Genomic DNA, 18,609 nt, shown 5'->3' with positions numbered 1-18,609 from the left:
GGTCAGTTGCCGTCGGGGTCGCGCAGCATCCGCAGGTGACCACGGCGGGTCACCTCGACCGGCGCGCCCGGCATGTCGGCGCCTGGTTCGCGGCGGGGCAGCGGGCGGGCGGCCTCGCGGACCGCGTTGGCCAGTGCTTCGAGGTCGTCCGTCGACGGTCCGGCAGCGGCCGGGTCCGGAGCGAGCCGGATGACCTCCCAGCCGTTCGGAGCGGTCAGCCGGTCGGCGTGGTCGGCACAGAGGTCGTAGCAGTGCGGCTCGGCGTACGTCGCGAGTGGACCGATCACACAGGTCGAGTCGGCATAGACGTAGGTGAGCGTCGAAACGGCCGGCGAATGACAGGCGGCGCGCGAACAGATCCTGGCGATGCTCACGACAAGACGTTACCCCCACTAGGCTGAGCGCGTGACCGAGGCTCGCCGTCATCGCAGGCACATCGACCGCCATGGGCGCGGCATGCTCGGCCCGATCAGCCGGCCGAGCTCCTTCGCGCCGCGCGGGCTGCCGCTGCAACGCTCGGCCGCGGCCCAGTTCGACGAGGTGGTCGCGATCGAGGTGACGCGGCTGGAGAAGCGGCTGCCGCAGGTCGTCGCCCGGGTCGAGTTCGCCATCGAGGACGTGCCGACGCTCGAGCTCGACGCGACCGAGATCCCGCTCACCCACGCCACCGGCGGTACGTCGCACGAGCCGTACCGGATCGTCGTCTTCCGCCGCCCGATCGAGCTCCGCGCCGAACGCTCCGGCGCCGCCCTGTCCTGGCTGGTCCGCTCCGCGCTGGTGCTCGAGCTGGCCGACGTACTGGCCCTCTCCCCAGAACAGATCGACCCGGAGTTCGACACCGACGAAGACTGACCCTCCCGCGCCGCCCCCTCCTCCCGCCCATCCCTGCCCCACGCACACGAACGGATATCCGCTCGTGTTGCCCCTTCTCCGGCCTCACAAAGGGGGGAGAAGGGTCAACACCGGGGGATATCCGTTCTTGTGGTTGCGAAGGTAAAGGGCCGGGGAAGGTGCGACAGATTGGGGGAAGGTGTTTGATGTTGTTCCGTAGTGTGGGAAGCGGATTGTCGTGACAAGTCCTGCGGGGGAGGATCGTTGCTGTGAACGATCAAAAGCTGCGTGTCGGAGTGGTTGGGCTGGGGTTTGCGGGACGCACCGCGCTGGAGGCGTTCTCCGAACTGCCGGATGTCGAGGTGATCGCGCTGGCCGGGCTGGAGAAGGATCTGCTGACCAGCCTGGGTGAGAAACACGGCGTACCGCATCTGTACGAGAAGTGGGAGGACCTGCTCCAGACCGAAGGCCTGGACGCGGTCAGCATCGGTACGCCGACGCAGTTGCACGCCCCGATCGCGCTGGCCGCGCTGGAGAAGGGGCTGCACGTGCTGTCGGAGAAGCCGCTGGCCAGGACCGTGGCCGAGGGTACTGCGATGGTCGAGGCCTCGAAGAAGGCCGGCCGGGTGCTCAAGGTTGTCTTCAACCACCGTGAGCGCGGTGACGTCATCGCGCTGAAGCATCAGATCGACGAGGGCCAGCTCGGCCGCATCTACTACGCCAAGGCGCACTGGATGCGCCGCAACGGCATCCCCGGGATGGGTGGCTGGTTCACCAACAGGGAACTGTCCGGCGGCGGCCCGCTGATCGACCTCGGCGTCCACATCCTCGATATGGCCTTGCACCTGCTTGGCGAGCCGCAGGTGACCACGGTGTCGGCGAACACCTTCGCCGAGCTCGGCCCGCGCGGCCGGGGCAGCGTGCACAGTGTGGAGCGACCGGTCGTCGACACGCTCGGTTCGAAGTTCGAGGTCGAGGACCTGGCGACGGCGTACCTGCGGCTCGAAGGTGGTGGCGCACTGCAGCTGGAGACCAGCTGGGCCACCTACCGGGCGCCGGGTGACAACTTCGGCATCGAACTGTTCGGTACCGAGGGCGGTGCGAAGATCGACGTCCAGAACTACACGAACGACGACACGCTGCGGATCTACACCGACGTCGCCGGTATCCCGGCCGAGGTGCGGCCCGCGACCGGTCCGGGGCTCGGCCACCGCGCTGTGGTGCGGGAGTTCGTCCGGATCGTCCAGAGCGGCGACTGGGAAGGGCAGAACGGGTCGGAGGCTCTTCTCCGGACCGAGGTCATCGACGCCTGCTACGCCTCGGCGAAGGCAGGACGAGAGGTAGTGCTGCATGACTGATCCCATTCGCGTCACCGTCTGGGGCGAGAACGTCCACGAGGGTCGCGACGAGACCGTCCGCAAGATCTACCCGGACACCATGCACGAGACGATCGCATCGGCGTTGCGGGCGAAGCTCGGCCAGGACGTCGTCGTCCGTACGGCGTGGCTGCAGCAGGACGAGCACGGTCTGACCGAGGAGGTGCTGGCCGAGACCGACGTACTCACCTGGTGGGGGCACGCGGCCCACGATCAGGTCGACGACGCGATCGTCGAGCGGGTGCAGAAGCACGTGCTGTCCGGGATGGGCCTGATCGCGCTGCACTCCGCGCACTTCAGCAAGATCTTCATCAAGCTGATGGGTACCACCTGCTCGCTGGACTGGCGCGCGGAGAACGACCGCGAGCTGATCTGGACGGTCGCCCCCGGCCACCCGATCGCGCGCGGGATCCCGCATCCGCTGGTGATCGAGCGCGAGGAGATGTACGGCGAGCTGTTCGACATCCCGCAGCCGGACGAACTGGTCTTCATCAGCTCGTTCACCGGTGGCGAGGTGTTCCGGTCCGGCTGCACCTACCGTCGTGGTCAGGGCCGGGTGTTCTACTTCCGCCCGGGCGATCAGGAGTTCCCGACGTATCACAACTCCGACGTCCAGCAGGTGATCGCGAACGCGGTCGGGTGGGCGGCTCCCGTCGTACCGCGGCAGTTGCCTGAGGTGCACCATCGAGGCGCCACTGGTTGGTTCGACAAGGGCTGAAATACAGCTTTTACACTGGGCCGGATAGGGTCCACGCATGGTTGACGTTGCGGCGATCTTCAAGGCGTACGACGTTCGCGGCGTCGTGCCGGACCAGTTCGACGAGTCGGTGGCCCGGGCGACCGGGGCTGCGTTCGTCGAGGTCCTGGACGTGCTCGCGGGTCCCGGGGCGGTCGTGGTCGGGTACGACATGCGGCCGTCCAGCCCGGCACTGGCGGCTGCCTTCGCGGAGGGCGTCGCCAGCACCGGCGCCGACGTGATCATGGTCGGTCTCGCTTCGACCGACCAGTTGTACTTCGCCTCCGGCCGGCTGGACCTGCCGGGTGCGATGTTCACCGCGAGCCACAACCCGGCGCAGTACAACGGCATCAAGATGTGCCGCGCCGGCGCCGCGCCGGTCGGTGCGGACTCCGGGCTGCGGGACATCGCCGACCTGGTCGAGAAGGCACTCGTCGACGGCCCGGTGGCGAACGCCGTACCGGGCACGATCCGCGAGAAGGACCTGCTCACCGCGTACGCCGATCATCTGCACGACCTGGTCGACCTGTCGAAGATCCGGCCGCTGCGCGTGGTCGTCGACGCCGGGAACGGGATGGGCGGGCACACCGTGCCGGCCGTGTTCGCGACCGGCCCGGTCGAGATCATCCCGATGTACTTCGAGCTCGACGGCAGCTTCCCGAACCACGAGGCGAACCCGCTCGACCCGAAGAACCTGGTCGACCTGCAGGCCAAGGTCGTCGAGGTCGGGGCCGATCTCGGGCTCGCGTTCGACGGTGACGCGGACCGCTGCTTCGTGATCGACGAGAAGGGCGACCCGATCTCGCCGAGTGCGATCACCGGAGCTGTCGCCGTACGGGAGCTGGCCAAGCACCCTGGCGCGACGATCCTCTACAACCTGATCACCTCCAAGGCGGTGCCGGAGCTTGTCGCCGAGCACGGCGGCGTCCCGGTGCGGACGCGGGTCGGGCACTCCAACATCAAGCAGAAGATGGCCGAGACCGATGCGGTGTTCGGTGGCGAGCACTCGGCGCACTACTACTTCCGGGACTTCTGGCGGGCCGACACCGGCATGCTGGCCGCACTGCACGTGCTGGCCGCGCTGGGTGAGCAGGACAAGCCGGCCAGCGAGCTGTTCGCCGTGTACGAGCGCTATGTCGCGTCCGGCGAGCTGAACAACAAGGTCGACGACGCGGCGGCGACGGTCACCGCGATCGAGGACACGTACGGCGGCCAGGACGGCATCACGGTCGATCATCTGGACGGTCTGACCGTGTCCGCGCCACAGTGGTGGTTCAACGTCCGGGTCTCGAACACCGAGCCGTTGCTGCGGTTGAACGTCGAAGCGGCGGACCGCGCCACCATGGAGCGCGTCCGTGACGAAGTGCTGGCGCTGATCACCGGCACGCTTGCGAATGGGGAAAACTGATGGCAGTCAATCTGGACCCGGACCTGCTGAGCATCCTGGTCTGCCCGAAGTGCCGCTCGGAGTTCCGGGTGGACGACGAGGCGAACGAACTGGTCTGCACCAACACCGGCTGCGCGCTGGCGTACCCGGTGCGCGATGACATCCCGGTGCTGCTGATCGACGAGGCCCGGGACACCCGCACCGAGGAGACTGCGGACCAGGCATGACGGCCTTTGACGACTCTCGTCTGGATGACCCTGCCGCGCTGCGGGCGGCCGATCACTTGCTGCGGCGGCTGGCCATGGCCGGTGCGCGCGTGCGGGCCGAGCTGGAGGCGGCGGACGACGTACTGTCCTCGCTGACCTCCGACGGCTTCCGGCCGCGCGCCATTGTGGCGGCCGGTCGGGACGCTCGGCTTGTCCGCGCTGTTCTGGAGCCGGTCTGCCCGGTGCCGTTCGTTGCGTGGCCTGGACCGGGTCTGCCCGGGTGGGCCGGTCCGCTGGACCTGGTGATTGTGCTGGGCGGACAGTCCGAGGACAACGACGCTGTGTCGGCCGCTGCCGAGGCTGCGCGCCGCGGTTGCGGTCTGATGGTCGCCGCGCCCGAGGACTCGCCTGTGGCGATCGCATCAGCCGGTCTGCGCCACGCGATCCGGCTGCCGTCGCAGTCCGATGACCAGCTCGCCGCAGCGGTCGCCGTACTGCAGGGGCTGCACCAGATGGAGCTCGGGCCGGTTGTGGACGCCAAGTCCGTGGCGGCGATGCTCGACGACGTGGCGATCAGCTGCTCGCCGAACAACGACGTGTCGTCCAACCCGGGCAAGGAGTTCGCGCTCGTGCTGGCCGACTCGCTGCCGCTGGTGTGGGGTGGCTCGGTGCTGGCTGCCCGTGCTGCGCGGCGGGTTGTCGAGGCGCTACGGCTGGCCAGTGGCCGACCGGCGCTGGCCGCTGATGCCGGTCACCTGTTGCCGGTGCTCAACCAGCCGCCGCGGGACCTGTTCGCCGACCCGTTCGACCAGGGCGACGAGCTGCGGCCCGCACTGATCATCCTGGACGACGGTCTGGCCGACGACTCGGTCATCGAGACTCGCAACAAGCTGGCGCTCAAGGCCGAGCGGCACGAGGTGCGCGTGCACGTCGTCAAGCAGGCTGACGGGACGGACATCGCCCGGTACGCCGCTCTGACCCAGCAGGGCCGGTATGCCGCGGCGTACCTGGGTATTGGGCTGGGCCGCTACGGGACCCCGGCCGACGACGCACCGGCCGAGCCGGGCATCCCGTCGGAGGACCCAGCGTGGTAGTCCGGCTCCAGAACACCATCCGCGACTACGCGTGGGGATCGCCGACCGCTCTGCCGCAGTTGCTCGGTGTGGAGCCGGACGGCAAGCCGCAGGCGGAGATGTGGATGGGCGCCCACGAGTCGGCGCCGTCCGTCCTGCCCTCAGGCGACTCCCTGTACGACGTGGTCGCGGCCGGCGCATCCGACGTACTGGGTGTGGAGACGGCCGAGCGGTTCGAGGGGCGGTTCCCGTTCCTGGCCAAGCTGCTGGCGGCGGGGCAGCCGTTGTCGATCCAGGCGCACCCCTCGCGGGAGCAGGCGATCGACGGGTATGCGCGGGACGAGGCGGCCGGGATTCCGCGGGATGCCGCGGATCGCAACTACAAGGACGCGTGGCCGAAGCCGGAGATCCTCATTGCTCTGGAGCCGTTCGACGCGCTGGTCGGGTTCCGGCCGCTGGCGTCGACGGTTGCGCTGCTCGAGTCGTTGGCGCCGGTCGGCTTCGAGGGGCTGACCTCGCAACTGCGGGACGGCAAGCTGCAGGAAGCCTTCACCGACTTCATGAGCAACGACCGGGATAGGATCCGGCCGCTCGTGTCTGCGTTGGGCGAGGCATGCGCGCAGTACGCCGGTTCGGCGTACCGGCTTGAGATCGAGACGCTGGCGCGGTTGTGCGCGGACTTCCCCGACGATCCCGGCGTACTGGCGGCACTGCTGCTGAACCGGGTTCGGCTGGAGCGGTTCGAGGCCGTGTATCTGCCTGCTGGGAACGTGCATGCGTATCTGCACGGGCTTGGGTTCGAGGTGATGGCGAACTCGGACAACGTGCTGCGGGGTGGGCTGACGAGCAAGTACGTCGACGTCCCGGAGCTGGTGTCCGTCGTCGACTTCGAGCCGCTGACCGACCCGGTGCTGACCGCGACCGACGGGGTCTACGAGACCGGGTGCGAGTACTTCGCCGTCCAGCGGGTTGATCTTGATGGCGGTGAACGAACGGTCACCGGGACCGGGCCGCGGATCGTCTGTTGTGTGGACGGAACGGTCGAAGTCGGTGCCGGGGGCACCTATGGCGGTGTGACGTTGTCCGCCGGGCAGTCCGCGTTCGCGGGTGGACCCGAGGGACCCTGTAACCTGCGTGGTTCCGGCACGGCGTTCGTCGTGTCCACATCCTGATTTTTCTCACGGAGGACCTGAACAACCATGGCTGGTGGCGGAAACAAGGCCGTGGTCGCGGCCCTGCTGGCGAACACCGGGATCGCGCTCACCAAGTTTGCGGCCTGGGGGTTGACCCAGTCGGCGTCGATGCTGGCCGAGGCGATCCACTCGGTCGCCGATGCCGGCAACCAGGTGCTGCTGCTGGTCGGCAGCAAGCGCGCCAAGCGCGAGGCCAACGAGCTGCACCAGTTCGGCTTCGGCCGGGAGCGGTACGTCTACTCGTTCATCGTGGCGATCGTGCTGTTCAGCGTCGGTGGTCTGTTCGCGCTCTACGAGGGCTGGCACAAGATCCACGACCCGCACGGGATCGACAACTGGAAGTGGGTCCCGGTCGTGGTGCTGGTGGCCGCGATCATCATGGAGACGCTGTCGTTCCGGACCGCGATCGTCGAGTCGAACAAGGTCCGCGGAAACGTCGGGTGGGGCAAGTTCATCCGCAACGCCCGCTCGCCCGAGCTCCCGGTCATCCTGCTCGAGGACTTCGCCGCGCTCACCGGTCTGGTGCTCGCGCTCATCGGTGTCGTGCTGACCCTGGTCACCGGCAACGGCATCTTCGACGGTCTCGGCTCGATGGCGATCGGCGTACTGCTGGTGGTCGTCGCGATCTTCCTGGCGATCGAGATGAAGTCGCTGCTGCTCGGTGAGTCCGCGACCCGCGAGTCGCAGCAGAAGATCGTCGAGGCCATCGAGAACACGGTCGGCGTCCAGCGCCTGATCCACATCAAGACCCTGCACCTCGGTCCCGAGGAGATCCTGGTCGCCGCCAAACTCGCCGTCGATTCGGCCGCCGACAGCGCCACCATCGCCGAAACCATCGACACCGCCGAACGCGCCATCCGAGCCGCCGAACCAATGGCGATCCACATCTACCTGGAACCCGACATCTACAACGAGAACCACACCCCCGACGAGCGCCCCGCCGTCCCCGAAGCCCCTTCCCACTAGCCCCTCCGCCCGCGCCGATTTGGCTGCCTAGGCACCGAGGTTGGGGGTTCCGCACCGTGGTTAAGAGTGCAGAACCCCCAATTTGCGTGCCTAGCCAGCGAAATGGGGTCAGCGGGGGCGGGGTGGGAGGACGCCGGAGCGGCCTAGCCAGTGGAGGGCTCGTTCGCGGTCTATTTGGGACTGGGTGGGTGGAGTCGTCAGGCGGCCGGTGCGGTAGCCGAGGTTGCGGAGGTCGGCGGCCACCGAGGGTTCGGCGAGGGCTCGGAGGGCGAAGGCCAGGGCGGCGGGAGTGACGTCGTACCGGCGTTCCAGGTCGAGGGCGAGCTGGACGGCGGCGAGGTCGCGGTCGTCGTACTGGCGCTGGGCGGTTTGGCCTGGGCGGGAGTGCGGGAGCAGGCCGAGTGCCTCCCGGTAGCGCAGCATCCGGGGGGTCGTGCCCAGGCGTTTCGCTGCTTCGGTGATGCGCATGACGCCAATCCTGACATTTCGGTGTCAAAAACGCCCGTCAGGCGATCAAACCCCGGTGCTCGGCCCTCTAGGCTCAGGCAAGCAACTTAGGTAGCACTCACCAAGAGCTTCAGGGGAGCAGGATGACGTTCGACTACAAGGTGGCGGACCTCGGGCTGGCCGAGTTCGGCCGCAAGGAGATCCGGCTGGCCGAGCACGAGATGCCCGGTCTGATGGCGATGCGCGCCCAGTACGGCGAGAGCAAGCCGCTGGCCGGTGCACGGATCATGGGCTCGCTGCACATGACGATCCAGACCGCGGTGCTGATCGAGACGCTGACCGCGCTCGGTGCCGAGGTCCGCTGGGTGTCCTGCAACATCTTCTCGACCCAGGACCACGCCGCCGCGGCGATCGTCGTCGGGCCGGACGGCTCGGTCGACAACCCCACCGGCGTACCGGTCTTCGCCTGGAAGGGCGAGACGCTCGAAGAGTACTGGTGGTGCACCGAGCAGGCGCTGAAGTGGCCGGGCGCCGAGGGTCCGAACATGATCCTCGACGATGGTGGTGACGCCACCATGCTCGTCCACAAGGGCACCGAGTTCGAGAAGGCCGGCGCCGTCCCGGACCCGTCGACCGCGGACTCCGAGGAGTACGCCGTTGTACTTAAGCTGCTGACCCGGACATTGCAGGAGAACCCTCTGCTGTGGACCGGTATCGGCCAGGGCATCAAGGGTGTCACCGAGGAGACCACCACCGGTGTGCACCGGCTCTACGAGATGCACAAGGCCGGCGCGCTGCTGTTCCCGGCGATCAACGTCAACGACTCGGTCACCAAGTCGAAGTTCGACAACAAGTACGGCTGCCGGCACTCGCTGATCGACGGGATCAACCGGGCCACCGACGTCCTGATCGGCGGCAAGGTCGCGGTCGTGGCCGGGTACGGCGACGTCGGCAAGGGCTGCGCGGAGTCGCTGCGTGGTCAGGGCGCCCGCGTCATCGTGACCGAGATCGACCCGATCTGCGCGCTGCAGGCGGCGATGGACGGCTACCAGGTCACCACGCTCGACGAGGTCGTCGGGATCGCCGACATCTTCGTCACCACCACCGGCAACAAGGACGTCATCACCGCCGACCACATGGCGCAGATGAAGCACCAGGCGATCGTCGGCAACATCGGCCACTTCGACAACGAGATCGACATGGCCGGCCTGTACAAGACCGACGGTGTCGTGCGGACGAACATCAAGCCGCAGGTCGACGAGTTCCGGTTCCCCGACGGTCACACCATCATCGTGCTGTCCGAGGGCCGCCTGCTGAACCTGGGCAACGCGACCGGGCACCCGTCGTTCGTGATGTCGAACTCGTTCACCAACCAGGTGCTGGCGCAGATCGAGCTCTTCGTCCGGACCGCCGACTACCCGACCGAGGTCTACGTGCTCCCCAAGCACCTCGACGAGATGGTCGCCCGGCTGCACCTCGAAGCGCTCGGCGTGAAGCTCACCGAGCTCACCAAGGAGCAGTCCGCCTACCTCGGCGTACCGGTCGAAGGCCCGTACAAGAGCGAGCACTACCGCTACTGAGCAATCGCAGGCAGGCGCCCCACCGTGCTGGTGGGGCGCTTCTGCGTTGTCAGACAAGGAAGGCGACGACCCCGAACTCCTCCGGGGTCTGGTCGCTGAGCAGGACCGCCTCGGTCATCCACTCGACACAGTTCTCGACGGCGCCGAGCACTTCGGGGTGCAGCTCCGCCCGTTGCTGTGCCGACGACGCCTGCCACTCCGCCAACCCGGCCCGGCAGGTAGCGGTGTCCCACGCGCCGTACCCGATGCCTTCGGAGTGAGGTAGCGGGTCCGGCATTCCGCTGAAGACGAGATCGTCCAGCTGGGGTGTGGTGATCCCGAGTTGCCGCAGCCCTTTGTCGACCTCGACGAGCCACCCACTGCGGAAGCCACTGAAGTACTCGTCGCTCAGTTCGTAATCGGTGAACAGGAACCAGCAGATGTTCTTGAACGCCGATCCGTACAGGTGGCCGTACCGCTCGTCGAACGGACCACCGCCGAGTACGGCGCGCACAGCCGAGCTGCTGGTTGGTGCCCCGGCGGCGATCTCCTCCGCCCAGTAGTCGTCGTCATGCGCCCATTGCCCGGCGAACGTCGTCCTGACTCCGTGGAGGAGCCGCGCGTCCCGTGAGCCGATGGCCCGCTGCAACCTGTCCGGTTGAGCGGCGAAAACCTCCAAGCTCAGACTCATGCCGGCAACGCTAGGCGCTGCCACAGGGAGCTCCGGGCGGCTGGCAGCAAGCTGCCTCAGCGGATGGCGGCGAAGAGGTGTTTGTCTGCGACCTGGCCCAGTACGGCGACCTCGGCGAAGCCGGCCTTGCGGAAGGACTCGAGGGTGTCGGTGAGGGTGATCTCGCGGGACTTCGGCCGATTGATGACGAGTTGGGCCCGTTGCGCGAGCAGCTCGGCGAACGCGGGCTCCTCGCCGGCTGCGGTCCACCAGCCCTGCCAGTCCTCGATGCCGGAGGCATGTGACGCGGACCAGATCTCGTCACGTAACTGAACGGCGATGGCATCCAGCCGCGGCACCTCGCTCGGGCCGAGCAGCATCGTGTCGGCGTTCAGGAACACCCCGCCCGGCCGGATGCGGCGGGCCAGGACCTGCGCCACCTCGGCGAGCTCGGTCGGTGCGAGGTAGTGCAACGCGGTCGCCGAGCACACCGCGTCGACCGGAGCATCACCCAGTACGTCGTCCCAGCCGGGCTCGCGCAGATCCGCCGCCGCGAACCGCGCTCCGGCGACCGTCTGCCGCGCCATCTCCAGCAGGAACGGATCCAGATCGACCCCGATCACCTCGGCCTCGGGGAACCGCGCGATCGCCCGGGCCGAGATCGCGCCAGGTCCACACGCCAGGTCGACGAATCGTCCAGGGGATCCCACCACCCGCTCCACCACCGTCAGCATCAGCGCGAACTGCTGCTCCCGATCCGGCAGGTAGCCCGCCTGCTGGGCATCCCACCGCGCCGACCATGCATCCCACTCCACCAAATGCGACATGGTCGCAAGAATAGCCACGCTTTCGCAGGGCCTGGGCGAGCGGAGATCACTATTCGGCGGTGGGCGGCCCAAAACTCGTGGTCACCAGCCGGACTGGTTGCTCCCCGGAGTGGCCCAGCCCTGGGCGTTGTGGGTGGCCGGGGTGGGTTCGTGAGCCGGTGGAGGCGGGGCGAAGGTAGGCACGGGCTCAGGCGGAAGGACGCCGTACGGGCTGGGTGGGGCGAACGGTCCGGCCGGTACGGCGTACTGGTTCGTGGTCGGCGCCGGGCCGAATGGGCCGGTGGTGACCGGGCGGATGACGGCCAGGCGGATGAGCTCGCGGCGGCGGCGTTCGGCCAGGACGGCGGACAGGAAGGCCGGGGCGATCATCGGGGTGGGCGGTGCGGGGGCGGTGAGCTGGGCGACGCGGTGGCCGAGGGTTTCGCCGAGGGCGGCACGCGCGGCGGGCTGCAGTTCGGTGAAGCGGGCCAGGTAGTCGCGGGCGGTGTTCGCGAGCTCGTCGGGGAGCTGGGAGAGCTCGAGCGACTGCGCCCACGTCACGAGATGCGCCGGCACGAACAGCGGCGGGGACGCCATCGCCTGGTGCCGTTCGCGGATCACCACGGTGCCGGCGACCATGTCGCCGATCCGCTTGCCCTGCTTGTTCATCAGGCTCGCCACGATGCCCGGGCTGGCCGCGAACCACGGTGCGAAGTCGACGAAGAACCACATCAGCGTCCGCACCAGCGCGTGCCGGAACCGGATCGACGACCCGTCGTCCCGCACCACCTTGAGCCCGAGCACGAGCTTGCCGATCGTCCGCCCGCGGGTGAGCGTCTCCATCACGAGGCGGTAGCCGACCACCACGAGCAGTACGACGATCGTCACCAGCGCGATCGCCAGTGCCTCACTCGCCTGCTCGCCGATCAGGAATCCGAACAGCAATCCGATCAGACCGCTCAGCACCATCATCTGGATGATCACGTCGATCGCGCAGGCCAGCGCCCGCGTCGGCATCCGGGCGATCCGCACCTGGAGGACGACCGCCTCGCCGGTGACCAACTGAGACACGCTGCCGCCCCCCTCCTCTGTAGACACCCGGTCGGGCTAGTCTGCCAGCGCAAGGAGCCAGTCTGGGGAGGAGGTGTGTTGTGGACGTCGAGGCGTTCGTTTCGGTGCACCAGCCGCAGTGGGACCGTCTGGCCTATCTGACCCGTCGGCAGCGGCGTCTGACCGGTGCTGAGGCGGAGGAGCTCGTCACGCTCTACCAGCGGGTCGGCACGCACCTCTCCGCGCTCAGAGCAGCCGGTGCGGACCCAGTGTCGATCGGACGGCTCTCCGGACTCATTGCTGACGCCCGGGGTGCTGTCACTGGGGCACAGGCGCCTGTCTGGCGAGACATCTCCAGGTACTTCCTGGTGAGCTTCCCAGCCGCCCTCTACGTCTCCAGACGCTGGTGGCTGACCATCGGCCTGCTCTTCTACCTGGTCGCGGCCTGGTCCGCGTGGCGAATCCTCGCGCACCCCGAGGTGATCGACTCGATCGCTGCGCCGGCTCAGATCCAGCAGCTGGTCGACCACGACTTCGAGGCGTACTACTCCGAGAACCCGGCCCAGGACTTCGCCCTGCGTGTGTGGCTGAACAACGCCACGCTGAGCGCCGCCGTACTCGCACTGGGTGTTCTGCTGATCCCCTCGGTCTTCATCCTTTGGGACAACGCGCTCAACCTCGGAATCAGCGCCGGGCTGATGATCGGCCACGACAAGGGCGGCCTGTTCTTCAGCCTGATCACCCCGCACGGTTTGCTCGAACTCACCGCGGTCTTCATCGCGTCCGCCGCCGGATTGCGCCTCGGGTGGTCGTGGATCGTGCCCGGTGCTCGAACCCGGATGCAGGCCCTCGCGCAGACCGGCCGCGCCACGATCGGAATGGCGATCGGACTGGCCGCGATCCTGTTACTCACCGGCGTGATCGAGGCGTTCGTGACGCCGTTCATGCCTGGTCCGGTGCGGATCAGTATCGGCATCCTGGCCGAGATCGGCTTCTTCCTCTACGTCTTCATCTTCGGCCGCCGGGCCGCCCGGCTCGGCGAGTCCGGCGACGTCGAAGAGGTCGACGCCGCTGCTCCAATTGCCACGTAGTCGTTTGTCGATGGGCACAGGATCAAGATGAGATCCGCCCAGGAAGTCAGACACAGCAAGTGGTACGCCACCGCCGTCACGGTCGGCCTGATCGCATACGGCGTCGTCTACCTGCTGATCGCGTGGATCGCCCTGCAGCTGGCCTGGGGACAGTCGTCGCAAGAGGCATCCGAGCAAGGCGCGTTGCAGGAACTCGCGGGTAAGCCACTCGGCGGCGTCCTGCTCTGGATCGTCGCGATCGGCCTGTTCGCGCTGGTCGGCTGGCGCGTCCTCGACCTCGCGTACGGCGACCTCGATACCGAGAAGCGGTTGTCGTCGGTCGGCCGCGCTGTGGTCTACCTCGTCCTCGGTATCAATGCGGTGAAGGTCGCCACCGGCGCGGGGAGTTCGGGCAGCAACCAGCAGAAGACGCTGACCGCCCGCCTGATGGAGCACGGCGCCGGCCGGGCACTACTGGTCGCGATCGGGCTGGCCGTCATCGCGATCGGCATCCGCCAGCTGTACAAGGCGTACACGAAGAAGTTCACCGAGGACCTGGTCGGCGGCGTCTCCGACACGACCATCCTGCTCGGCCGCATCGGGTACGCCGCCAAGGGCGTCGCGTTCGTCGTCGTCGGCGTGCTCTTCGGCTGGGCCGCGATCAGCTACGAACCCGACAAGGCCGGCGGACTCGACTTCGCCCTGCACACGATCAACCAGCAACCCTTCGGCTCGGTGCTGCTCACCGTCCTGGCCCTCGGCATCGCCGCCTTCGGTGCCTACTGCTTCGTCTGGTCCCGCAACGCAAAGGTCTAGGGCGTGTCTCTTAAGCCCACGCCTACTGCGCTGCACTCGGCACGGCACCTCGCCGCACTGGAGGAAAGACCACGATGGAAAAACATCGAGGCCTCCCCTCCAGCACACCGAGCTACCGCACCGAGCACATGCTCGCTACGGCGCGGACTCAAGAGACACGCCCTAGAGCTGGTCCGATCGCCCGGCCTCGATGCGTGACCACTGGGCGATCGGACGGCCGTTCGCCCCCAGGATGTGCTCGACCTTCGACCATGACCACTTCTGCGGCCAGCCCGCGGGTGAGTCCTCGTGGTCCTCCTGGCGCCCGTACGCAGTGAGGTCCATCAGGTGGTAGCTGTTGTCCATCACCTCGACGCCACGCATCGTCGTCCAGTACGTCTCGAACACCCGGTCGCCGTCCCGCAGGTAGCAGACCAAGTACATCTGCCCGACCTTCCGGCCTTCCAGGAGTTTTTCGCGGGAGTCGGCCGCCGAGTACCACGGCATCGTCCAGCCCATGAAGTCCCGGTACCGCCGGCTCTCGTCGTACGGGCCCTGGCAGAACACGGCGTACGTGATGTCGCGCGAGTGCAGGTAGGAGAGTTCGCCCACCGCCCCGTTGCACCACGTGCACCCCTCACACTGCTCAGCCGCCGGATGCCCGTCGTGCCACATGAAGTAGTACGCGATCAGCTGCCGACGCCCTTCGAACGCCTCCAGCAAAGTCACCGGCCCGTTCTCCCCGGTCACCGTGAGCCCGGCATCCACCTCAACCATCGGCAACCGCCGCCGAGCCGCCGCAATCGCATCCGCCTCCCGCGTCAGCGCCTTCTCCCGCACCCGCAGCTCATCCAGTTCAGCCTGAAACGCCGCCCGATCAGTCACCGTCGGTAGTGCGTCACTCATGACGATCTCCTCTCTTTAGAGGTTACGTCGGAGCAGTACCCCGATTCTTGACACCAACTACCCGCCCCTGGTCTGCACGCCGCCCTCAAGTGCGGACCGCCACGCCATCACAACCGCACCTCACGGTCCCCGTTCAGGCGTACGCCCCCGCCCATCGCTCACTTGTGATGGCCTGGGCGTCCGCCCCTGCCCCGACGACGACCGAGTGGCTGGGCACTCCCGCCAGCCGTCTACCCCACTTCTGATACTCAGCCAGTGGGTTCAGTGGCGAGCTGCCCGGGCGGGGCGCTTGGGCGGCGGGTGCATTTGGTGGGTTCACCCGTTGGCTTGTGGGTTCACCCATTGCATGTGGGTGCAGAAGCCACAAGCTGGTGGGTTGACCCATGAGTTGGGGGTTAGGGGGTGGGGAGGTCTCGGTGGTGGAGGGTGGTTAGGCCGGTGGCTAGTAGGGCTGCGGTGATGGTTAGGAGGACGGCTAGGGGAGTTAGGTGGATGGGGGCGCCGGGGAGTTGGGGGAGGTGGGTGAAGGGGGAGAGGTCTTTGAGCCAGGGGGCTAGTTGGATGCCGGCGCTGGTGAGGCCGATCAGGATGCAGAGGGTGGGGCCGGCCCAGGCGGCTTGGGAGGCTCGGGGGAGGAGGCCGAAGAGGGTGAGGGTCAGGGCGGCGAGGAGCCAGACGGCGGGGAGTTGGATGAGGGCGGCGGCGATGAGGCGGGGGAGTTGGGTGCTGAGGTCGTCGACTGCGAGGCCGTAGGCGAGGCCGGCGGAGGTGCCGGCGGCGAGTAGGGCGATGGCTGGGCCGAGCAGGCTGAAGGCCAGGTGGCTCGCAGCCCAGTGGAGGCGGCTGGTTGCGGTGGCGAGGACCGGTTCGGCGCGGCCGCTGGTCTCTTCGGCGCGCAGCCGCAGCGTGGCTTGGACTGCGTACGCCGACGCGATCAGCCCGGTGATCATCATGACGCCGACCAGGAACGAGTCGATCAGCCCGGCCGCGCCGCCCATCCGCTGGAACATCTCCTGGATCTTCGGATCGTCCCCCATCATGTCGCCGACCCCTTCGGCGACGCCGCCGAACAGCAGGCCCAGCAGGACGAACGCCGAGGTCCACGCGGCGAGCAGCCCACGATGCAGTCGCCAGGCCAATCCCAGCGGCGACCCCAACCGTCCCTCGGCCGGCCCGAGTCGAGCCGGTAACAGCCCCGACCCGACATCACGCCGTACGGCGAGCTGAACCGCGGTCACCACCAGTACGGCGGTTGCCGCGAGCAACAGTCCGCCCAGCCACCAGCGGTTCTCGCCGTACGGGTGGATCCGTTGCGCCCAGCCGATCGGCGAGAGCCACGACAACCAGGCGAGCGGACCGTCGGTATGCCCACTCGTGTCTCCAGCCGCACGCAGTACGAACGACGCCCCCAGTACGCCGATCGCCATCCCGCGCGCGGTCCCGGCGTTGGCGGTCAGCTGTGCAGCGACCCCGCCAATCGCGGCGAAGAACCAGCCTGCGCTGGCGAATTCGAGGCCGATGGCAACGGATCCCGCCCATGGCAGATCCTGACTGTGCATGCCAACGGCAAGCAATCCACCGAGCACCACATTGGCGCCGAAGGCAACCAGTAGCGCGGCGGCCAGTCCCGCGTGCCGCCCCACCACGCTCGACCCGAGCAGCTCGGAACGCCCGGTCTCCTCCTCGACCCGGGTGTGCCGGATGACCGTGAGCAGACCGATCAGCCCGACCATCAGCGGCACGAACCCGAGCCGCCAGGTGACGAATTCACCGAGCGAGGTCCCGGACAGTTCGCCGTACAGGGTGATGAAGCCCGCGTTGTTCGCGTAGTTCAGACGCGATTCCGCAGTCGGGAACAGTTCGCCGTACGACGCCGCGAAGCTGACCGGGATTGCGCACAGGAACACGATCCACAGCGGCAGCACGATCCGGTCCCGGCGCAGGATCAGCCGGATCAACCCACCGGTTCCAGCCAGGGTCGTCATCGGGTTGCCTCCGGTTCGTACAGGCGCAGGAACAGCTCCTCGAGCGTCGGCGGCTGACTGACCAGACTCCGGACGCCGACATCGACCAGCTGACGCAGTACGGCGTTGATCTCCTCGGTGTCGACGTCGAAGCGCACCACCCCGTCGTCGACCCGGAGATCGTGCACACCAGTCAGCGAGGCGAGACCGTTTGGTGGGCCGGCGAGCTCGGCGGTGATCGACGTTCGAGTCAGATGCCGCAGCCCGGACAGTGTCCCGCTCTCGACCGCGCGACCGGCCCGGATGATCGTGACTCGCTCACACAAAGCCTCGACCTCCGACAGGATGTGGCTCGAGAGCAGCACGGTCTTCCCCTCGCCGGAACTGGTCTCCTGCACGACCTCGCGGAAGACCTCCTCCATCAACGGGTCCAACCCCGAGGTGGGCTCGTCGAGGAGCAGCAGCTCGACATTCGAGGCGAACGCCGCGACCAGCGCGACCTTCTGCCGGTTGCCCTTCGAGTACGTCCGGGCCTTCTTCCGCGGGTCGAGGTCGAACCGCTCCAGCAGCTCGGCCTTGCGCTTCTTGTCGAGACCGCCGCGCATCCGGCCGAGCAGGTCGATCGCTTCGCCGCCGGACAGGTTCGGCCACAGCGTCACGTCCCCGGGGACGTAGGCGAGCCGGCGATGCAGGGCGGTCGCGTCCGACCACGGATCGCCGCCGAGCAGGCGCGCGGTCCCGTCGGAGCGGCGGGTCATGCCGAGCAGGATCCGGATCGTAGTGGTCTTCCCAGCGCCGTTCGGGCCGAGGAAGCCGTGTACCTCACCGGTGCGGACCGTCAGGTCGAGACCGTCCAGGGCGCGGGTACGCCCGAAGGTCTTGACCAGGCCCTCCGTGTGGATCGCCGCAGCGGTCATGAGTTGTCCTTTCGGAGATTTGCAGCTTGCTCGGGGGTGAGTAGCGGGTGGGAGAAGATGTCGACGAAGGCCCGGTTCAGCCGGGCGTAACCAGAGGTGGAGGCGAGGTCCTCGCCGAGGGCGAGTTCGAGTTGCTCGCGGAGGACGTAGACGCCGAGCTTCATCGCCGTGATCACCGCGGACCAGGCTCGGAAGTCGTCGGTGACCACGCCGTGCGTTTTCGCCCACTCCTCGCCGTACTCGACGGTCTGCAGGAACAGGGCAGCCGCGGTCTCCGAGCCGTCCATCATCGACCGGACCAGGTAGGTCTGCAGCGGGAACGCGATGGGCTGCACGGTGCCGACGTTCACGTTCTCCAGCCCTTGTTCGTCGACGAGCTCGCGGCCGAGTTCGAACATCCGGTCGCGGGCGTAGGTGTCGCACGCCTCCCGCAAGGCCTCCTTCGACCCGAAGTGGTGCCGGACCAGCCCGGACGAGACACCGGCCTCGGTGGCGATATCGCGGATCGAGGCACCCTCGATCCCGCGCTCGGTGAACAGCTTGATCGCCGCGTCCCGGATCCGGGCCCGCGCGGTCAGGTCGTCGTTCATTCCAGCCTCCTAGCTACACAATCGAGTAGACAACTACACGATCGTGTAGTCAAGAGGAAAGATGATG

Annotated in this window: 20 protein-coding genes; 11 read left to right on the top strand and 9 right to left on the bottom strand. The window is 67.8% G+C overall.

Annotation, left to right across the window (positions count from 1 at the left end; translation table 11 throughout):
- Positions 1–2: 2 nt before the first annotated feature.
- Positions 3–374, bottom strand: a complete 372-nt coding sequence (locus tag ACFCV3_RS05325; protein ID WP_376026286.1) for a DUF3499 domain-containing protein — start codon at positions 372–374, stop codon at positions 3–5.
- A 31-nt stretch (positions 375–405) separates the two neighbouring features.
- Between ACFCV3_RS05325 and ACFCV3_RS05320 the strand changes: the two genes are divergently transcribed.
- The 8 genes from ACFCV3_RS05320 to ACFCV3_RS05285 all read left to right on the top strand — a co-directional run bounded on the left by ACFCV3_RS05320 (position 406) and on the right by ACFCV3_RS05285 (position 7,768).
- Positions 406–852, top strand: a complete 447-nt coding sequence (locus tag ACFCV3_RS05320; protein WP_376026285.1) for a metallopeptidase family protein — start codon at positions 406–408, stop codon at positions 850–852.
- Positions 853–1,100: 248 nt separating this feature from the next.
- Entirely contained in the window at positions 1,101–2,189 is a 1,089-nt protein-coding gene (locus ACFCV3_RS05315; RefSeq protein WP_376026284.1) for a Gfo/Idh/MocA family protein, read from the top strand.
- Positions 2,182–2,925 carry a ThuA domain-containing protein gene (locus ACFCV3_RS05310; protein WP_376026282.1) on the top strand — a complete coding sequence of 248 codons (744 nt, stop codon included), beginning with the start codon at positions 2,182–2,184 and terminating at the stop codon, positions 2,923–2,925. Before ACFCV3_RS05315 ends, ACFCV3_RS05310 begins: the two co-directional genes overlap by 8 nt.
- Positions 2,926–2,962: 37 nt before the next feature.
- The gene (locus tag ACFCV3_RS05305; RefSeq protein WP_376026280.1) at positions 2,963–4,351 is read left to right on the top strand and encodes a phosphomannomutase/phosphoglucomutase; all 1,389 of its coding nucleotides are present in this window, start codon (positions 2,963–2,965) and stop codon (positions 4,349–4,351) included.
- Entirely contained in the window at positions 4,351–4,557 is a 207-nt protein-coding gene (locus ACFCV3_RS05300) for a Trm112 family protein (protein WP_132174184.1), read from the top strand. The genes ACFCV3_RS05305 and ACFCV3_RS05300 overlap by 1 nt, the downstream gene beginning before the upstream one ends.
- Entirely contained in the window at positions 4,554–5,630 is a 1,077-nt protein-coding gene (locus ACFCV3_RS05295; protein ID WP_376026278.1) for an SIS domain-containing protein, read from the top strand. Before ACFCV3_RS05300 ends, ACFCV3_RS05295 begins: the two co-directional genes overlap by 4 nt.
- Entirely contained in the window at positions 5,624–6,781 is a 1,158-nt protein-coding gene (gene manA, locus ACFCV3_RS05290) for a mannose-6-phosphate isomerase, class I (RefSeq protein WP_376026277.1), read from the top strand. The genes ACFCV3_RS05295 and manA overlap by 7 nt, the downstream gene beginning before the upstream one ends.
- Positions 6,782–6,808: 27 nt before the next feature.
- Positions 6,809–7,768, top strand: a complete 960-nt coding sequence (locus ACFCV3_RS05285) for a cation diffusion facilitator family transporter (RefSeq protein WP_376026276.1) — start codon at positions 6,809–6,811, stop codon at positions 7,766–7,768.
- A 108-nt stretch (positions 7,769–7,876) separates the two neighbouring features.
- Here the strand turns inward: ACFCV3_RS05285 and ACFCV3_RS05280 are convergent, their stop codons facing one another.
- Positions 7,877–8,236, bottom strand: coding sequence for a MerR family transcriptional regulator (locus ACFCV3_RS05280; RefSeq protein WP_376026275.1), 360 nt, complete (start codon positions 8,234–8,236; stop codon positions 7,877–7,879).
- Between the two features lie 122 nt (positions 8,237–8,358).
- Here ACFCV3_RS05280 and ahcY point away from each other — a divergent pair, with 122 nt between their 5' ends.
- Positions 8,359–9,795, top strand: coding sequence for an adenosylhomocysteinase (ahcY, locus tag ACFCV3_RS05275; RefSeq protein ID WP_376026273.1), 1,437 nt, complete (start codon positions 8,359–8,361; stop codon positions 9,793–9,795).
- A gap of 49 nt (positions 9,796–9,844) precedes the next feature.
- Here ahcY and ACFCV3_RS05270 read toward each other — a convergent pair whose 3' ends face one another.
- The 3 genes from ACFCV3_RS05270 to ACFCV3_RS05260 all read right to left on the bottom strand — a co-directional run bounded on the left by ACFCV3_RS05270 (position 9,845) and on the right by ACFCV3_RS05260 (position 12,321).
- On the bottom strand, positions 9,845–10,465 hold the full coding sequence (locus ACFCV3_RS05270) for a hypothetical protein (protein ID WP_376026271.1): 621 nt from the start codon (positions 10,463–10,465) through the stop codon (positions 9,845–9,847).
- Positions 10,466–10,521: 56 nt separating this feature from the next.
- On the bottom strand, positions 10,522–11,271 hold the full coding sequence (locus tag ACFCV3_RS05265; RefSeq protein WP_376026269.1) for a class I SAM-dependent methyltransferase: 750 nt from the start codon (positions 11,269–11,271) through the stop codon (positions 10,522–10,524).
- Between the two features lie 81 nt (positions 11,272–11,352).
- Positions 11,353–12,321, bottom strand: a complete 969-nt coding sequence (locus tag ACFCV3_RS05260) for an RDD family protein (RefSeq protein ID WP_376026267.1) — start codon at positions 12,319–12,321, stop codon at positions 11,353–11,355.
- Between the two features lie 80 nt (positions 12,322–12,401).
- Here ACFCV3_RS05260 and ACFCV3_RS05255 point away from each other — a divergent pair, with 80 nt between their 5' ends.
- Positions 12,402–13,391 (top strand): stage II sporulation protein M, encoded by a 990-nt coding sequence (locus ACFCV3_RS05255; RefSeq protein ID WP_376026265.1) that lies wholly within the window; start codon positions 12,402–12,404, stop codon positions 13,389–13,391.
- A gap of 27 nt (positions 13,392–13,418) precedes the next feature.
- Positions 13,419–14,186, top strand: coding sequence for a DUF1206 domain-containing protein (locus tag ACFCV3_RS05250; RefSeq protein ID WP_376026264.1), 768 nt, complete (start codon positions 13,419–13,421; stop codon positions 14,184–14,186).
- Between the two features lie 162 nt (positions 14,187–14,348).
- Here the strand turns inward: ACFCV3_RS05250 and ACFCV3_RS05245 are convergent, their stop codons facing one another.
- The 4 genes from ACFCV3_RS05245 to ACFCV3_RS05230 all read right to left on the bottom strand — a co-directional run bounded on the left by ACFCV3_RS05245 (position 14,349) and on the right by ACFCV3_RS05230 (position 18,542).
- Complete coding sequence (locus tag ACFCV3_RS05245) at positions 14,349–15,071, bottom strand: DUF899 family protein (protein ID WP_376026262.1); 723 nt, start codon at positions 15,069–15,071, stop codon at positions 14,349–14,351.
- A gap of 395 nt (positions 15,072–15,466) precedes the next feature.
- On the bottom strand, positions 15,467–17,056 hold the full coding sequence (locus ACFCV3_RS05240) for an ABC transporter permease (protein WP_376026261.1): 1,590 nt from the start codon (positions 17,054–17,056) through the stop codon (positions 15,467–15,469).
- The gene (locus tag ACFCV3_RS05235; protein ID WP_376026259.1) at positions 17,053–17,952 is read right to left on the bottom strand and encodes an ATP-binding cassette domain-containing protein; all 900 of its coding nucleotides are present in this window, start codon (positions 17,950–17,952) and stop codon (positions 17,053–17,055) included. Before ACFCV3_RS05235 ends, ACFCV3_RS05240 begins: the two co-directional genes overlap by 4 nt.
- A complete protein-coding gene (locus tag ACFCV3_RS05230; protein WP_376026258.1) occupies positions 17,949–18,542 on the bottom strand; it encodes a TetR family transcriptional regulator in 594 nt (197 codons plus the stop codon). The genes ACFCV3_RS05235 and ACFCV3_RS05230 overlap by 4 nt, the downstream gene beginning before the upstream one ends.
- Between the last annotated feature and the right edge of the window lie 67 nt (positions 18,543–18,609).

It is taken from the genome of Kribbella sp. NPDC056345, from assembly GCF_042262745.1.
Classification (GTDB): Bacteria; Actinomycetota; Actinomycetes; order Propionibacteriales; family Kribbellaceae; genus Kribbella.
This window is presented reverse-complemented; position numbering and strand designations above follow the sequence as displayed.

Excerpts from the sequence above, each read along its gene's own strand:
- ACFCV3_RS05245 (WP_376026262.1), bottom strand. The coding sequence starts at position 15,071 with ATGAGTGACGCACTACCGACGGTGACTGATCGGGCGGCGTTTCAGGCT.
- ACFCV3_RS05235 (WP_376026259.1), bottom strand. The coding sequence starts at position 17,952 with ATGACCGCTGCGGCGATCCACACGGAGGGCCTGGTCAAGACCTTCGGG.
- ACFCV3_RS05230 (WP_376026258.1), bottom strand. The coding sequence starts at position 18,542 with ATGAACGACGACCTGACCGCGCGGGCCCGGATCCGGGACGCGGCGATC.
- ACFCV3_RS05300 (WP_132174184.1), top strand. The coding sequence starts at position 4,351 with ATGGCAGTCAATCTGGACCCGGACCTGCTGAGCATCCTGGTCTGCCCG.
- ACFCV3_RS05240 (WP_376026261.1), bottom strand. The coding sequence starts at position 17,056 with ATGACGACCCTGGCTGGAACCGGTGGGTTGATCCGGCTGATCCTGCGC.
- ACFCV3_RS05250 (WP_376026264.1), top strand. The coding sequence starts at position 13,419 with ATGAGATCCGCCCAGGAAGTCAGACACAGCAAGTGGTACGCCACCGCC.
- ACFCV3_RS05270 (WP_376026271.1), bottom strand. The coding sequence starts at position 10,465 with ATGAGTCTGAGCTTGGAGGTTTTCGCCGCTCAACCGGACAGGTTGCAG.
- ACFCV3_RS05305 (WP_376026280.1), top strand. The coding sequence starts at position 2,963 with ATGGTTGACGTTGCGGCGATCTTCAAGGCGTACGACGTTCGCGGCGTC.
- ACFCV3_RS05310 (WP_376026282.1), top strand. The coding sequence starts at position 2,182 with ATGACTGATCCCATTCGCGTCACCGTCTGGGGCGAGAACGTCCACGAG.
- ACFCV3_RS05295 (WP_376026278.1), top strand. The coding sequence starts at position 4,554 with ATGACGGCCTTTGACGACTCTCGTCTGGATGACCCTGCCGCGCTGCGG.
- ACFCV3_RS05285 (WP_376026276.1), top strand. The coding sequence starts at position 6,809 with ATGGCTGGTGGCGGAAACAAGGCCGTGGTCGCGGCCCTGCTGGCGAAC.
- ahcY (WP_376026273.1), top strand. The coding sequence starts at position 8,359 with ATGACGTTCGACTACAAGGTGGCGGACCTCGGGCTGGCCGAGTTCGGC.
- ACFCV3_RS05280 (WP_376026275.1), bottom strand. The coding sequence starts at position 8,236 with ATGCGCATCACCGAAGCAGCGAAACGCCTGGGCACGACCCCCCGGATG.
- ACFCV3_RS05265 (WP_376026269.1), bottom strand. The coding sequence starts at position 11,271 with ATGTCGCATTTGGTGGAGTGGGATGCATGGTCGGCGCGGTGGGATGCC.